Origin of the sequence: Streptomyces sp. NBC_01077 (assembly GCF_045162855.1) — a bacterium.
Taxonomy (GTDB): Bacteria; Actinomycetota; Actinomycetes; order Streptomycetales; family Streptomycetaceae; genus Streptomyces.
Map to the genome: position 1 here is coordinate 8,676,240 of NZ_CP108669.1, position 15,582 is coordinate 8,691,821.

Here is a 15,582-nt window from a genome sequence, read left to right on the forward strand (position 1 = left end):
GCTCCGGATGCGGTCGACCGGGCTGAAAGGGGCCCGCGATGGAGGACTATCCCCTGATCGAGGACCACGGTCTGATCGGTGATCTGCAGACCGCGGCGCTCGTGACGACCGATGCGACGATCGACTGGTTCTGTTGCCCCCGGTTCGATTCGCCCAGCGTCTTCGGCTCTCTGCTCGACCGGCGCAAGGGCGGCCACTTCACCGTGCGGCCGGTTGCGGACACGTACACGACCAAACAGCTCTACCACCCGGACACGGCCGTTCTGGTGACGCGGTTCATGACGGAGGCCGGGGCGGGGGAGGTCGTGGACTTCATGCCGGTGACCGGAACCACCGCGACGGACCGGCACCGTCTCGTCCGCATGCTCCGCTGCGTGCGCGGCAGCATGACGTTCGAAGGGGAGATCGCCCCACGCTTCGACTACGGCCGCAAGCCGCACGAACTCCACATAACCGAGCACGGAGCGGTGTTCACCTCGGAGGTCCTGGACCTGGCCGTCCACGCCGTCCGTGAGCCGCAGGACGAGCGGCTGCTGAGCATCCTCCCGGGCGACAACGACGACCTGCGCTTCTCCTTGGGTCTGCGGGCGGGGCAGCAGCGCGGCCTGGTCATGGAATCCGCCCCCGGCGGGCCTCCGCACGAGGTCCGGCTGGAGGAGTTCGAGCGCCTCTTCGACGAGACGGTCCGCTTCTGGCGCTCCTGGCTGGGGCAGTCCACCTACTCCGGCCGCTGGCGGGAGGCGGTGGAACGTTCGGCCGTGACGCTGAAGCTCATGACCTACGCGCCGACCGGCGCCCTGGTCGCCGCGCCCACGGCGGGGCTCCCCGAGCAACTGGGCGGGGAGCGCAACTGGGACTACCGGTTCACCTGGATCCGTGACGCCTCTTTCTCGGTCTACGCCCTGCTGGGCATGGGATTCAAGGAAGAGGCGTCCGCGTTCATCAACTGGCTGCACGCCCGGGTGAAGCAGGAGGCCGGCCAGGAGAACGGTTCCGGGCCGCTGAACATCATGTACCGGGTCGACGGCTCCGCCGACCTGGTCGAGGAGACCCTCGGCCACTGGGAGGGATACCGCGGCTCCGCCCCGGTCCGCATCGGCAACGGAGCGGCGAGCCAGCTCCAGCTGGACATCTACGGCGAGGCGCTCGACAGCATCTACTTCGCGCACGAGCACGGCATGCATCTCGACCACAGTGGCTGGAAGGCCCTGCACACCCTGCTCGACTGGTTGGTCGACCACTGGGACCAGCCCGGCGAAGGGCTCTGGGAGACGCGCGGGGGACGGAAGGACTTCACCTACGGTCGCGTGATGTCCTGGGTGGCCTTCGACCGCGCCCTGCGGATCGCCTATGACGACGGCCGTCCCGCCGCCGGAGGAGGCTGGGTCGACGCGCGGGACGAGATCTATGCACAGGTGTACGACCGCGGCTGGGACCCGGGAAAGCAGGCCTTCGTGCAGCACTACGGCGACGACGTGCTCGACTCGTCGTTGCTGCGCATGCCGACGGTCGGCTTCATCACGCCCGACGACCCGATGTGGAAGTCCACCCTGGACGCGATGGAGCGTGAGCTGGTCAGCGACAGCCTCGTCTACCGCTACAACCCCGAGGCGTCCCCCGACGGGCTGCGCGGCTCCGAGGGAACCTTCTCCCTGTGCACGTTCATGTACGTCGACGCCCTGGCCCGGGCCGGACGGACCGACATGGCCAGGCTGGTGCTGGAGAAGATGCTCACGTACGCCAACCATCTGGGGCTGTACTCCGAGGAGATCGACCTGACGGGACGGCAGTTGGGCAACTTCCCCCAGGCCTTCACCCATCTGGCACTGATCGACGCCGCGATCACCCTGGACTCGATGCTCCAGGACACGCGGCGCGCCGGACCGTAGGCCGCCGGAGTCTCAGCGTGATGCGGTGGTGGTCGCGGGCCCGAGGAGGACGACGGTGTCACCGTCCTCTGGCACGGTCGTCCGTCTCTCTGTGACGGGGTCCAGCCGGTGGTCGGCCCGTACCACGAAGAGCGTGTCGTACTCCGGCGGCAGCGGGGCGGCGGCCGGTTGCACCGTGAACCGGGCGCCCCGTCCGTAGCGCTCCGCGAGGACGTGCCGGACCAGGGAACGGCCGAAGAGGATGTCGCCGCCGGTGTACGGAGCGACCACGCCGTGGCTGTCGTGCGGTGGCCCCACCCGGTAGACGGGACCCTCGACGTTGTCCTGCATCACGATCGAGGCGAGCGCGTTGAAGTCGTCGTCGTCGGTGGCCAGGAAGACGGCCGTCACGCCCTCCAGACGGGCCCCGGGGTTGATGGCCGTGGCCAGCAGATCGCCCTTCGCCAGCTCCAGACCCGCCCCCTTGATCTCCTCCCGTTCCTCGTCGAGTCCCGCCCACATCAGCACGTCGAGGCCGGCGGACCGCAGGGCCCTGCCCAGGTCGACCACCCACGGCTCGCCACCCACCAGGAGGACACGCGTGCCCTCCTTCCTGACGACGCCCAGCCGTCTGGCCACCGGCGCCGCCGTCAGCGCGTACAGCAGAACGGTTCCCACGATCACCAGGAAGGTGACGGGAAGGATCTGCGCGGCCCCGGGGACCCCCCGTTGCACCAGGCCGGCGGAGAAGGCCGACGCCGTCGCCGCCGCGACGATGCCGCGTGGGTCCATCCATCCGACGAAGGCACGCTCGCCGCGTGAGAGATCCGTGCGCGCCGCGGCGCCGAAGGCCACGATCGGCCGGACCACCAGGACGAGGATCGCGATCAGTCCGAGCGCGGGGAGGAGCACCGGCACCAGGGACGCCGGGGTGACGGTGGAGGAGATGGAGATGAACAACAGTCCGATGATCAGCTGGACCAGAGTCTCCAGGAAGGGCCGGCGCGCGGGCATGTCGAAGCCGCGGATGTTGGAGACGGCGAGGCCGGCCACGATCGCGGCGATGAGTCCCGTGTCGTCCCGCACGACGTCACAGCCCGCCGATACGCCGATCACGATGGCGAGCTGTGCCAGTGTTCCCAGGGTCTCGCCGAGTCGCAGGGTGCGCAGGGTGAACCACAGCAGAGCGGTTCCCACGACCCCACCTGCAAGACCGACGGCGAGGCTGAGGGCGAACTGCCCCAACTGGTAGCCCCGACCGATGTCGATCCGGTGTGTCGAGGCGACCGCGTGGAAGGTGAGGGCGCCGAGGATGGCGCCGATCGGGTCGGTCAGCGTCCCTTCCCAGATCAGGATGCGCCGCACCTTGTCGCTGGGCCGTACGAAGTCGAGGATCGGCCCCACGACCGTGGGCCCCGAGACGACGAGGATCATGCCGAGCATCGCGGCCACGCGCAGCGGCATGTCGAACATCGCCGGCGCCACCGTCCCGGTGACGAGGAAGGTGAGCAGCACGCCGTACACGAGCAGCCTGCCCACGATCCCCCGGGTGTGGTGGGCGAGCTTGCGCACGTCCAGTCCCAGACCGGCGTCGTAGAGGATCACCGCGACGGCCAGCGACACCATGGCGGAGAAGTCCGGCCCCAGCAGTCTGTCCGGGTGGATGACGTCGGTGATCGCGCCTGCCGCGAACCCGACGGGAAGCAGGATGATCAGGGCGGGGACGCGCAGCTTGCTCGCCAGGATCTGCGATCCGGTGGCGAGCACCACCGTCAAGGCGAGTCCGAGAAGGATCTCGTCGTCGGTCACAGCGGCTTCCTTCCTCGGAATCGGGGCGTGAGGGCGTCCAGGACGCATGCGAACGGGCGATCAGTGGTCGGGTGCCGCACCGTCACCTGTGGTGCCGCTCTCTCTTCGCAGCTCGGCGTCGGTGAGCTCCTCCAGCTCGCCGTGGGCGTCCAGCCAGTAGAGGAGGACGACGGCCGGCACGACGAGCACCAGGGCCACCAGGGTCACGATCGCCAGCCACGTCAGGGTGGCGGGCGCGCCGGCGGCGTCGGCGACGGTCAGCGAGGTGGGGAGCAGATAGGGGCGCTGGGCCATGCCCCAGGCGACGACGGCCGACGCGACGACGCCGATCGCCGTGACACGCATCCAGGTGCCCGGAGGCCGCAGGAGCATCACCATGGTGGCGACGGCGGCCGCTCCGGCCACGACGACGAAGAGCAACCCCAGGCCGTGGGTGAGTCCGTGCCACACGTAGGGGGCGTCCTCGTGGGTGACGAACCCGGTGACCACCGCGAGGACGGTGAGTACGGCGAGACTGCACAGCGCCCGCCGCCTGAAGTAGCCGACCAGATCGGGCGCGTCGAACCTGCGGGCGTCCCCGGTCAGGAACACCGCGCCGAGGAAGGCCGTGGTCGCGACGGCGACGAGCCCGAACACGAGGGAGGTGGGGCTGGTCCAGACGTCGGCCGAGGCCTCGGTGCCGGGAGCCACGCGTTCCGACGCGATCCCGCCGACGGCGGCACCGAGGAAGAACGGTGTGACGAGCGAGGCCACGGCGAACACGGCGCCGTACAGGCGCCGGCCTGCGAGCCGTCGGGAGGGCTTGCGGAACGCGAATCCGGCACCCCGCAGGACCATGCCCACGACGGCCAGGGCCAGTGGGAGCCACATCGCGGAGAACACGGTCTGGAACAGGACGGGGAAGCCGGTCCACATGACGATGAGAACGAAGATCAGCCAGACGTTGTTGACCTCCCACACCGGAGCCATGGCGTGGTCGATGAGCCACCGGGGGCGCCGACCGCGTTCCGTCCCTCCGGCCGTCAGGTCCCAGAAGCCGGCCCCGTAGTCCGTGCCACCGGCGCAGGCGTACGCGGTCACGGCCAGGAGCAGTACCACGGCGATGAGGTCGGCGGTCACAAGCGGTCACCCCCGGGCCGGCCGGCTCCGTCTCCGGCGGGGGGCGCGTCTCCCACGGGAAGGGGAGCTCGCGGCCCGTAGGGGAGGTCGTCCTCCGGTGAATGGCCCGTACCTGCCGCGGCCTGCTGCAGGTCGGCGAGGCGCCACCGCGTACGCATCTTCAGCAGGACGACGAGGAACGAGCCGAAGAGGAACACGTACACCACCATCACCACACCGAGCATGATCCAGAGGGTGGTGGAGCGGGTCGACGTCACCGCCTCGGCGACCCGCATGTTCTGGTACACGATCCAGGGCTGGCGCCCCACCTCGGTGGCGATCCAGCCGCACTCGACGGCCACCACGGAGGCCACGCCCGCACAGGCCGCCGAGCGGTAGAACCACGCCGAGGCGGGCAGTCGGCGGTGCCGCAACCAGACGAACCCGTACCAGAGAGCGAGCAGCACCAGCACGGATCCGATCAGGACCATGATGTCGAAGGCCCAGTGGGCGATGGTCGCCTGTGTCGCGGTGGGGCGCTGGTCCGCCGGGACGGAGGTCAGTCCCACCACCTCGGTGTTCGGACTGAACCCGGCGAGCACCGAGTCGAGCAACGGGATCTTGATGCCGCCCGAGACGGTGCCGTCCTCGTTCAGGCGCCCGAAGAGGTACTCCGGCACCCGGGTGTCGGTCTTCCAGACGATCTCCATCGCGGCGAACTTCACCGGCTGCTTGTGGAACACCGACCGGGCGATGGAGTCGCCGAGGACGAACTGGACCGGGGTGGCGACAGCGGCGATGGTGAAGGGAACGGCGAAGCCGAGCCGGTGGTAGTGGTCCCGGCGGCCGCGCAGCCAGCCGACGGCATAGACCCCGGCCACCATGAAGCCCGCGGTGAGAACCATCGCCACGACGAAGTGCCAGTACTGCGGTCCGAACATCGGTGTGAAGATCGTCTTCCAGACGTTCACGTCGACCGGATCGCCCCCGGAGTCGAGCGAGAAGCCCTGTGGCGTGTTCATCCAGGAGTTGGCTGCCAGGATGCCGAACGCTCCGAGCAGTGCGGCGAACGGCAGGGGCAGCCCGAGGAGAAAATGCGTCCGCGGCTTCAGCCGCCGCCATCCGTAGAGGTAGATGGCGATGAGCACGGCCTCCAGGAAGAAGGCCCAGGCCTCGACGCCGAATCCGATGCCGAAGACATCACCCCACCGTCCCATCAGGCCGGGCCACAGCAGACCGAACTCGAACGACAGCACCGTGCCGGTGACGATGCCGAGCGCGAACTGCACCGCCATGACGGCCGACCAGCGCCGTGCCAGGAGCAGCGCCGTGGCGTCCTTTCGGCGCAGCCCGCGGTAGTGCATGACCAGGGTGATGAAGGGAAAGGCGACGCCGAGGGGTACCAGGATGATGTGGGACGCCAGGGTGAAGGCCATGAGTTCCCGGGCCGGCAGGAGTTGGGCCGGGGCATCCGCCAGCAGGTGGAGCGAGGTGGACATGCAAGCCTCAGCTGTTCGGGAAGGTGACTGTCTGGGAGAGCGTCATCCACCCGTGGCGAAGCCCGGGAAGAGGGTCATGCCGCCGTCGACGTACAGGGTGGTTCCCACCACGTAGTCCATGAGGTCGGAGGCGAGTGCGACGACGGCGTGGGCGATGTCCTCGGGGTCGCCGATCCGGTCGTACGGAATGAGCCGCAGGAGGTCCTTCTGCGCTTCGGGCGTCTCCCAGGCGGCGCGGTTGATCGGCGTCTTGATCGCCCCCGGGGCGATCGCGTTCACCCGGATCTTCTCGGGTGCCAGCTCCTGGGCCAGGGTCTGCATCATCATCTGCACCCCGCCCTTGGAGGACGCGTAGTTGACGTGGCCCGACCAGGGGATGAGCTGGTGCACCGAACTCATGCAGATGATCTTCCCGGCGGAGCGGGAGACCTCGGGGACCACGCCCCGGCGCCGGAACTCCTTGGTCGCCTCCCGTGCGCACAGGAACTGACCGGTCAGATTGACGTCGATGACCTTCTGCCATTGGGCGAGCGTCATCTCCGTGAGCCGGGCGTCCCGCTGCAGTCCCGCGTTGGCCACGAGAACGTCGATGGTGCCGAACTCCTGGACCATGCGGTCCATCATGGCGACGACCTGGTCCTCCTGGGACACGTCGGCCTCGTACGCCGCGGCGCGCACGCCGAACGAGGCGATCTCCCGGACCACCTCTTCGGCGGCCTCTCGGCCCGCCACGTAGTTCACGACCACGTCGGCACCCGCTCGGCCCAGACCGATCGCCGTGGCCTTGCCGATGCCCGAATTGGCACCGGTGACCAGAGCCTTCTGGCCGTGCAGCAATCGCGCCGGGATCACGCCCTGTGGGGCACCCGCTGTGGACTCCATGCCGTCCTGCCTCCTCGTTGCACGGTCACGCCGGGCCCGGGGCCGGGGCGGCCGGGTCTCTCACGCAATCACCCGATGAGGCGGACGGCATTTCCTCGGAATCGCCTTTAGGCCGTTGGGCCCAGCATCTTCGTCCGGACGGGGGTGCGGCCGGCCGTCGGTCTCAACCCAGCCGGGCCAGAAGGTGGTCGCCGACCCGCAGGGCATTGGCGATGGCCGTCAAGGACGGGTTGACCGCGCCGATGCTCGGGAAGAAGCTCGTGTCGACGACGTACAGGTTGTCGAGGTCGTGGGCCTTGCAGTCGACGTCAAGCGCGGAGGCGGCGGGGTCGGTGCCGAATCGGACCGTGCCCGCCTGGTGCGCCGTCGCACCGATCGGCATGCCCTTGTGCAGGTAGATGCTGCGGGACAGCAGGTGCTGCTCGTGCATGCCGAGGTGGCCCAGCATTCCCTGCAGTTTGCGCCTCAACCGCCGCAAGCCCTCGACATTGTTCTTCTCGTCGAGAGCGAGACGGATACGGGCGTCGCCGTCGAGAGTGACCCGGTTGTCGGACAGGGGGAGATCCTCACCGCACAGCCAGAAGTCGACGGCGTGATGAGCCAGCACCTCGAACGGCATGTCGGGTGCCACCGCACCGGCCCACCGGGGGGCCTCGCCGTGGATCTGTTCCGCGTCCGACTTGCCCAGCATCTGGATGCCGCCCAACGGGAAGTCCCAGTCGTCCGCGCCCAGGTACCAGTCGTTGAGGGCGAGGGTCTTCTGGAACCGGGTGTCATTGGGTTCCTTCGACACCGCCATCAGAGCGAGGTTGTTGTGCCGCATGTAGAACCGGCCGACCACGTCCGAGCTGTTGGCGAGGCCACGCGGATGGTGCTCGTTCGCCGAGGCCAGCAGCAGCGCGGCGGAGTTGACCGCCCCGCAGGAGACGACCACCATGTCCGCCGTGTACCGGACCTCCGAACCGTCCGCCAGCCGGCCGACGACCGCGCTGACCCTGCGGCCCCGGGCATCGGTCTCCAGGCGGACCACCTGAGTGTGCGTGACCATCTCGACGTTGGGGTGCTCCAGGGCCGGTCCCACGCAGATCACCTCGGCGTCGGACTTCCCGCGCACCAGACACGGAAAGCCGTCGACCCGGTCGCATCGGATGCAGACGCTGGAGTGGCTGGCCCGCCCCCCGTCCTCCTGGGTCAGATCGACCCCGATCGGCAGGTGGAACGGGTGCAGGCCACGCTTCTCGAGATCGTCGCTCAGCTGCTGGATGCGCGGCTCGTGCTCCACCGGCGGATGGGCGTACTGCGCGCTCACCGGGCCTTCGCCGGGATCCTCGCCGTGCCGTCCGTGAACGAGGTAGAGGTGCTCGGCCTGTGTGTAGTACGGCTCCAGATCCTCGTACCGGATCGGCCAGGCGGGGGAGATGCCGCCGTGATGACGGATCTCGCCGAAGTCCTCCGGACGCAGCCGGAAGAGGGCGGCCCCGTAGAACTTGGTGTTGCCGCCGACGTAGTAGTTGACCTCGGGCGGGAACTCGTCGCCGTTCCTGTCCAGCCAGAACTCCGGCGCACGGTACTTGCCCCTGACGAACACGGCCGTCGAGTCCCAGTTGTCCCGCTCACGCGGGAGGTAGCCGCCGCGCTCGACAAGGAGGACGCGCTTGCCGGACGGGGCGAGCCGATGGGCGAGAGTGCCTCCGCCGGCGCCGGTTCCGATGATGATGACGTCGTAGTGAGGGGCGTCGCCCATGGCGACCACCGTCCTTGGAATCATGGCCCCGACCTGGTGTCAGGCACCTGGTGCCCCGCGGGGCGAGGGTCCGGCGGCACCACTCTCGAACGTAGCCGCGCTCCTCGTGGACGGCGACCGGAGCGGCGTTCCCCGGCACCCGTCCGGTTCACAGCACGGCTATGGGGTTCACGGGCGACCCCGTGGCTCCGGTCAGCCGCAGGGGAGCGACCACACACAGGAAGCTCCAGCGCCCGGCCTGGGCGCAGACCGGGAGGAGGTCCTCGAACTGCAGGTAGTCCATGAGGTGGACCCCCATGGCGTGGATGGCCAGGACGTGTACGGGGAAGGCGACGTCCTCCACCACGCTGGGCGCGGTGTCGTTGTTGCCGTCCCCGCCCAGAGCGGTGACCTTGCGCTCGGCCAGGAACTCCATGGCGGTCGGGTGCAGACCCACCCGTGCCTCGGCCGAGTCCCACGGCCCGAGTTCGGTGCGCCGAAGACGATGCCCCACCCTGACGAACAGCAGGTCGCCCGGTCCGACACGGACCCCCTGCGCGGCCTCGGCGGCCGTCAGGTCGCCCGAGGTCACATGGTCGCCCGGTTCCAGCCAGGGCACGCCACGCAGCCGCGGGATGTCCAGCAGGACACCCCGGCCGACGAGGCCGTTCTCGAGCAGGCCGACGGAGAGCCGGCGGGCCCCTTCGGCGGTCACGGTGCTCGCGGGCACCCCGCCGTAGAGCTCCCCGTCGAACACCACATGACAGAGGGCGTCGAGATGGCTGTCCGCGTCGCCGTGCACGTTCATGGCGAAGCGATCGGTGGCGAAGTGGAGCGCGTCAGAGCCGAGATCGCGCGGACTGGGGCCGGTCATGCGGTGCACCGCGGGCTCAAGGTCGTCGGGGCCCGGTACGGTCTCGATCGGAGCCTCCAGCGACACCGTGCGTCCGCGGCGGACTTCCGCGGCGGCCGCCGCCACCCGCTCAGGTGTCAGATGGCGGAGCGCGCCACACCGGCCGTCCACCACCGGCGGCGCCGCCTGGTTCCGGAGCCGCTCGTAGAGCGCCCGGAATTCCTGCGCGGTCATGCCGCTCGCCGTCGGTGGCTCCTCGGACGGGGTCATGCGTACCCCCATGGGCTCAGCCCCCAGCGGAGCACGTGGGTCGCGCCCGGCTGCAGGACGGTGAGGTCCGAGCCGCTACGGAAGGCGTCCGGTGGACAGGACATCGCCTCCACGGCGACTCCCCGTCGCCGCCGTCCGGGTTCGGCCAGGGTGTCGCCCGTGTACACCTGAACGCAGCGGGTTCCCTCGCCGAGCCAGAGATCGACGCCCCGCGGTTCGGAGGGGTGCGCCAGCCGCACGATCGCCCGCCCGTCGGGGTCGCGGTCGAGGCCGGTGAAGGCCGTGTCCAGCCGCAGGTCGCCGATGGGGCGGGCGGTGCGGAAGTCGTACGGGGTGCCGTCGACGGGCTCCAGGCCGATGGGCAGGCCCCTGTCGTCGGTACGCAGCAGGTTCCGGGCGGGAACGGTCAGCACGGCGCTGTCGACGAGATCCGTACCGACCGTGAGATAGGGATGCTGACCCACACCGTAAGGCGCGGGTCCGGTACCGGTGTTGGTGGCCCGGACCGCCGTCCTGAGCCCGTCGGGCCCCAGCCGGTACTCGACACGGACATCGAGGAGGAACGGATATCCGGGCTGGGGACAGAGCGTCGTGCCGAGCATCACCGAGTCGTCGGTGCGGGCGAGCAGCTGCCACAGGGTCCAGCGCAGCAGTCCGTGGATCGCGTTGCCCTTCTCCACCTCGGTCAGGGGGAGTTGCAGATCCCTGCCGTCGAAGCGGTAGCGTCCGCCGCCCACGCGGTTCGGCCAGGGGACGAGCAGTTGCCCGCGCCCGCCCGTGATGGTGGACCCCGTGGAGAACCCGTCGAGCAGTGGTCTGCCGTTCACGACGTAGTCGCGCAGGGCGCCGCCCAACTGGACCACTTCCACGCTCTGCTCTCCCCGGACCAACCGCCACGTCCCGCCCGTGGGGCCGGCGGACGCGGAAGAGCCCTCGCGCACGACGGCGTGGACGGCGGCCCGCTCCGTGCCCGAGCCGTCCGCCGGTACCCCGACACCAGAGTCCCGGCGCATCAGCGCCAGCACGGCCGTGACGACGGCCTCCGGAGGCCGGTCGATCTCCACCACCAACGGGTGCTCATCGGGCTCCGGCTCCTGGAGGACCGCGAGCTGGCTGTCCAGCAGGTCCGCCGGGAAGAAGTGACCGTGCCGCGCGGCCAGCCGGGACTCCAGCAGCTCGCGCGAGCCGTGCAGGTACACCAGAACAGCGTCGGGACGCCCTGCCAGCAGCTTGTCCCGGTAGTCACGCTTGAGCGCCGAGCAGGCTACGACGGCCCGCCGACCGGCCGCGGCCACCCGGTCCATCCATGCCCCGACCGCTTCGAGCCACGGCTTCCGGTCGCTGTCCGTGAGGGCGTGGCCGGCGGCCATCTTGGCGCGATCGGCCGCGGAGTGGAACTCGTCCGCGTCGCGGAACGCCCAGCCCAGTCGCTCAGCGAGAAGACGCCCCACGGTCGACTTGCCCGACCCGGCCACGCCGACGACGAGAACCAGCCGTGGCGGCTCCCCTGTCGCTTCATCGCGTGTCATGGTCCGACAGGCTCCTCCACGTCGTGTGCCCGCCGAGGCGTCTCCGTCCGGTGGGCCGGATACCTCCAATCTGACCCCCGTCGTCCCCCGGCGCATGTCGGCATCCCCGTCCGTACCGCGGCTTTCCGCCCGGAATCGCGTGGTTCACGACTGACAAGCCTTTGCCATGGCGAGGACTTGCCGCCATGAGACCTTCACGACGGCGTTCACCGGTCGATAGACCCATGGCATGGACTCCCCTTCTCATCCTTCCGCCTTCCGGCGCAGGCGCTGGCAGCTGATCTCGGCGGCCACCGCGGTGCCCCTGCTGGCCTCGGGGCTCGTCGTTCTGCAGGCACCCGCACACGCCGCACCGGCCAAGCCCACCGTCCCCGCCAAGCCCTCGGCGACCCACAAGGTCACCCTTGTCACCGGCGACGTCGTCACGGTCACCACGACCGCCGACGGCAAGCAGATCGCCGACGTCGACCGGCCCGACAGCGCCGTCGGCGGCGTGAAACTCCAGGAGATCAAGGGCGACTTGTTCGTCATCCCGGACGAGGCGGTACCGCTGCTGGGAACGGACACGCTGGACCGGCGGTTGTTCAACGTCACCGACCTGATCGAGATGGGGTACGACGACGCGAAGTCGGCCGCCGTACCGCTGATCGCGACGTACACCGAGCCGACGTCCCGCGCGGCGACCGAGCCGACGGCTCCCCGCGGCAGCAAGCTGACCCGCAAGCTCAAGGGCATCCGCGGCGCGGTGCTCAGCACCGACAAGCGGCAGACCCGCACCTTCTGGACCTCCGTGGCGCCCCAGGGCAGCGACAGGCTGGGGGCCGGAGTCGCGAAGCTGTGGCTCGACGGTCGTGTGAAGGCCAGTCTGAAGGAGAGCGTGCCGCTGATCGGCGCGCCCGAGGCCTGGGCGGCCGGCTACACCGGCAAGGGCGTCAAGGTGGCCGTGCTCGACACCGGCATCGACGCCGACCACCCCGACTTCGCCGGTCTGATCGACGGCACGGCCAGTTTCGTGCCGGGGGAGGGCGTCACCGACGTCAACGGGCACGGCACCCATGTGGCCGGCACGATCGTCGGCTCGGGCGCCGCCTCCGGAGGCGACAACAAGGGCGTCGCGCCCGGCGCCGACCTGTACGTCGGCAAGGTGCTCGGCGGCGCGGAGGGCTACGGCCAGGACTCCTGGGTCATGGCCGGCATGCAGTGGGCCGCCGAGTCCGGTGCCGACGTCGTCAACATGAGCCTCGGCGACTCCTACCCGACGGACGGCAGCGACCCGATGTCGCAGACGGTCGACGCACTGTCCGCGCAGTACGGCACCCTGTTCGTCATAGCCGCCGGCAACGCCGGTCCGGAGAGCGTTTCGGCCCCGGGTGCGGCGGCGTCGGCGCTGACCGTGGCCGCCACCGACAAGGAGGACCGGCTCGCGTCCTTCTCCAGCACCGGCCCACTGGCCTACTCCGGTGGTATGAAGCCGGACATCGCCGCGCCGGGCGTGGACATCACCGCTGCCCGGTCTCAGTCGATGACCGATGGTGGGGAGGGCCTCTACCGCACCATCAGCGGCACGTCGATGGCCACCCCGCACGTAGCGGGCGCGGCGGCGATCCTGGCCCAGCAGCACCCGGACTGGACCGGCGCGCAGCTCAAGGAACACCTGACGAGCACCGCGAAGGGCCTGGACGGCGGCTATTCACCGTACGAGGTCGGCACCGGCCGTCTCGACGTGGCCGCCGCCGTGCGCACCACGGTCCGGGCCACCGGGTCACTCTTCTTCGGCAACTACACCTGGCCGCACGAGCCGGGCGACGTCGCCGTCACGAAGGACCTGACCCTCACCAACACCGGTGCGGCCGATGCCACCCTGAACCTGACGCTGACCGACGACGACGGGCCGTTCACGCTGGGAGCGGCCAAGGTGACCGTCCCCGCCGGCGGCACCGCCGTCGTCCCCGTGACCGGTGACCCGCGGACCGCCTCGGCAGGCCGGCACGTCGGCTACGTGACAGCCACCGACGCGGCCACCGGTCGGTCGGTGACCCGCACGTCCATGGCGCTGCTCAAGGAGGAGGAGCGCTACGACCTGAACATCAAGCTGGTCGGCAAGGACGGCAAACCCGCCGCCGGCTGGGTCGGCATCAACCTGGCGGGCGACCCCTGGCCGTGGAACGTCTACGTCGAGGGCTCGACGACCATGCGCATGGCGCCCGGCCTGTACACCGTCGCGGGGTACGTCGACGTGCCCGGTGAGAAGGCCGACCGCTCCGGGCTGGCCGTGCTGGTCGACCCGGAGACCGTGCTTAAGGACGGCTCCGCGGACGTCGTCCTCGACGCGAGCAAGGCACGCCTGCTGCAGACCGAGGCGCCGCAGCGCACCGAGGACCGCCAGCGCAAGGTCGACTTCAACGTCCACTACAAGGGCCTCGACCCGTACATGGACTACCGCAGCGCGTACGTGCTGCCGCCGGCGTACGACGACGTGTACGTCGCGCCGACGGAGGCGATGAAGCAGGGTGAGTTCATGCTGGTCACCCGCTGGCGCAAGGGCGAGCCGCAGCTCGGGCTGAGCACGTGGGGCGGCCGACTCCAGTTCGAGGCGCGGGTACAGGCGGGCAGCGCACTGGGCACCGGCACGGACACGCTGCACGCCGCCTACGCGGGCAACGGCGCGGCCGCCGCGTACGAGAAGGTCACGGCCAAGGGCAAGATCGTCGTCGTCGAGCGCAGCGACGAGGTCTCGCCGCAGGAGCGCACCGAGGCCGCGGTCGCGGCCGGCGCGAAGGCGCTGATCGTGATCAACGACGGTGTCGGTGGCCTGATGGAGTACGTCGGCGAGTCGGCCGTCCCGGTCGCCACCGTGCACCGCGACGCGGGCAAGGGCCTTGTCTCGATGGCGAAGGCCGGCCACCTCAAGCTGACCGTGAAGCAGACCGAGCACACGCCGTTCGTCTACGACCTGACCCGGGACTACCCCGGCCGGGTACCGGACCGGGCCCTCGTCTACAAGCCGAGCAAGGGTGAACTCGCCCGGATCGACGCCCGCTACTACGCGGCGGCGGGCGGGCGGCTCGCGGAAGGCTACCGGTCCGACTTCACCCTCAGCCCGTCCTTCAACATGCCCGAGCTCGAGTGGCACCCGGGCACCCGCACCGAGTGGGTGACCCCGGGCCAGGTCTGGAGGGAGTTCCACACGCAGGGCGTCGACGGACCGCTGCCGTGGTCGATGGTGTCGGGCGACAACACGTACGCCAAGGGCAGCACCACCCGCCTGGACTGGTTCGCCCCGGCGACCCGGCCCGCCCAGAGCGAGTCCTTCGGTGTGTACAACTCCCGCTGGCAGAACTACATGACCTGGAACGTGCAGGCGTGGGCCTCCGCCAGCGACACCATGCGTCTCGGCGGCTACCTGCCGTGGGGCGAGACACCGTCCCACCTGCAGATCTTCCAGGGTGACACGCTGATCCACGACAACCCCGTCAGCGGAGACATGCAATGGGTGGAGGTACCGGCGGGCAAGCTTCCCTACCGCGCCGTCCTCGACGTGGAACGACCCGGTGACGTCTTCCGGCTGTCGACCCGCACCCACTCCGAGTGGACCTTCACGTCCGACACCGTCGACTCGGACTTCTTCGAGCCGTTCTCGGTGCTGAACCTGGACTACGAGCTGGAGACGGACCTGCACGGCGACGTCAAGGCAGGCACGAACCAGAAGATCGTGCTCAAGCCGGTGTCCATGAACCTCGGGACCGTGCCGGGTACCGTCACCGAAGTGACGCTGGACGTCTCGTACGACGACGGCGCCGGCTGGCAGAAGGTGACCCTGGCCAAGCGGGCCGACGGCTCCTGGACGGGTTCGTTCAGGACGGCCAGGAAGCCCGGCGGCTTCGTCTCGCTCCGCGCGAGCGCCGGGACGGACAGCGGCTTCGGCGTCAGGAACGAGATCATCCGGGCGTACGGACTGCGATGAACCGCACCGTCGGGCCCCGGGGAGGAGACTCCCCGGGGCCCTTCCCCTCACAGCCGCTCCCAGCAGGGACTATTCAAGGTCTGCCGC

The 15,582-nt window shown here is 69.9% G+C and carries 9 protein-coding genes; 2 read left to right on the forward strand and 7 right to left on the reverse strand.

The annotated features are described in order from the left end of the window. Positions 1-38: 38 nt before the first annotated feature. On the forward strand, positions 39-1,889 hold the full coding sequence (locus OG462_RS38920; protein WP_406065330.1) for a glycoside hydrolase family 15 protein: 1,851 nt from the start codon (positions 39-41) through the stop codon (positions 1,887-1,889). A 12-nt stretch (positions 1,890-1,901) separates the two neighbouring features. Here the strand turns inward: OG462_RS38920 and OG462_RS38925 are convergent, their stop codons facing one another. The 7 genes from OG462_RS38925 to OG462_RS38955 form a co-directional block, all read right to left on the reverse strand. Further along, complete coding sequence (locus tag OG462_RS38925; protein WP_406065332.1) at positions 1,902-3,677, reverse strand: cation:proton antiporter; 1,776 nt, start codon at positions 3,675-3,677, stop codon at positions 1,902-1,904. Positions 3,678-3,737: 60 nt separating this feature from the next. Continuing rightward, the gene (locus tag OG462_RS38930) at positions 3,738-4,796 is read right to left on the reverse strand and encodes a cytochrome d ubiquinol oxidase subunit II (protein ID WP_406065334.1); all 1,059 of its coding nucleotides are present in this window, start codon (positions 4,794-4,796) and stop codon (positions 3,738-3,740) included. After that, complete coding sequence (locus OG462_RS38935) at positions 4,793-6,274, reverse strand: cytochrome ubiquinol oxidase subunit I (protein WP_406065336.1); 1,482 nt, start codon at positions 6,272-6,274, stop codon at positions 4,793-4,795. Before OG462_RS38935 ends, OG462_RS38930 begins: the two co-directional genes overlap by 4 nt. Positions 6,275-6,316: 42 nt before the next feature. Continuing rightward, positions 6,317-7,156, reverse strand: coding sequence for an SDR family oxidoreductase (locus OG462_RS38940; protein WP_406065338.1), 840 nt, complete (start codon positions 7,154-7,156; stop codon positions 6,317-6,319). 163 nt (positions 7,157-7,319) lie between these two features. After that, entirely contained in the window at positions 7,320-8,900 is a 1,581-nt protein-coding gene (locus tag OG462_RS38945; RefSeq protein ID WP_406065339.1) for a GMC oxidoreductase, read from the reverse strand. 148 nt (positions 8,901-9,048) lie between these two features. Then, positions 9,049-9,966, reverse strand: a complete 918-nt coding sequence (locus OG462_RS38950; protein WP_406066879.1) for a cyclase family protein — start codon at positions 9,964-9,966, stop codon at positions 9,049-9,051. A gap of 32 nt (positions 9,967-9,998) precedes the next feature. After that, on the reverse strand, positions 9,999-11,531 hold the full coding sequence (locus OG462_RS38955) for a gluconokinase, GntK/IdnK-type (protein ID WP_406065341.1): 1,533 nt from the start codon (positions 11,529-11,531) through the stop codon (positions 9,999-10,001). Between the two features lie 229 nt (positions 11,532-11,760). On the opposite strand from OG462_RS38955, the gene OG462_RS38960 reads away from it, so the two are divergent. Further along, complete coding sequence (locus OG462_RS38960) at positions 11,761-15,495, forward strand: S8 family peptidase (protein WP_406065343.1); 3,735 nt, start codon at positions 11,761-11,763, stop codon at positions 15,493-15,495. Positions 15,496-15,582 lie beyond the last annotated feature (87 nt).

Coding starts and splice junctions, on each gene's coding strand:
- OG462_RS38920 (WP_406065330.1), top strand. CDS start 39: ATGGAGGACTATCCCCTGATCGAGGACCACGGTCTGATCGGTGATCTG.
- OG462_RS38935 (WP_406065336.1), bottom strand. CDS start 6,274: ATGTCCACCTCGCTCCACCTGCTGGCGGATGCCCCGGCCCAACTCCTG.
- OG462_RS38940 (WP_406065338.1), bottom strand. CDS start 7,156: ATGGAGTCCACAGCGGGTGCCCCACAGGGCGTGATCCCGGCGCGATTG.
- OG462_RS38945 (WP_406065339.1), bottom strand. CDS start 8,900: ATGGGCGACGCCCCTCACTACGACGTCATCATCATCGGAACCGGCGCC.
- OG462_RS38950 (WP_406066879.1), bottom strand. CDS start 9,966: ATGACCGCGCAGGAATTCCGGGCGCTCTACGAGCGGCTCCGGAACCAG.
- OG462_RS38955 (WP_406065341.1), bottom strand. CDS start 11,531: ATGACACGCGATGAAGCGACAGGGGAGCCGCCACGGCTGGTTCTCGTC.
- OG462_RS38960 (WP_406065343.1), top strand. CDS start 11,761: ATGGACTCCCCTTCTCATCCTTCCGCCTTCCGGCGCAGGCGCTGGCAG.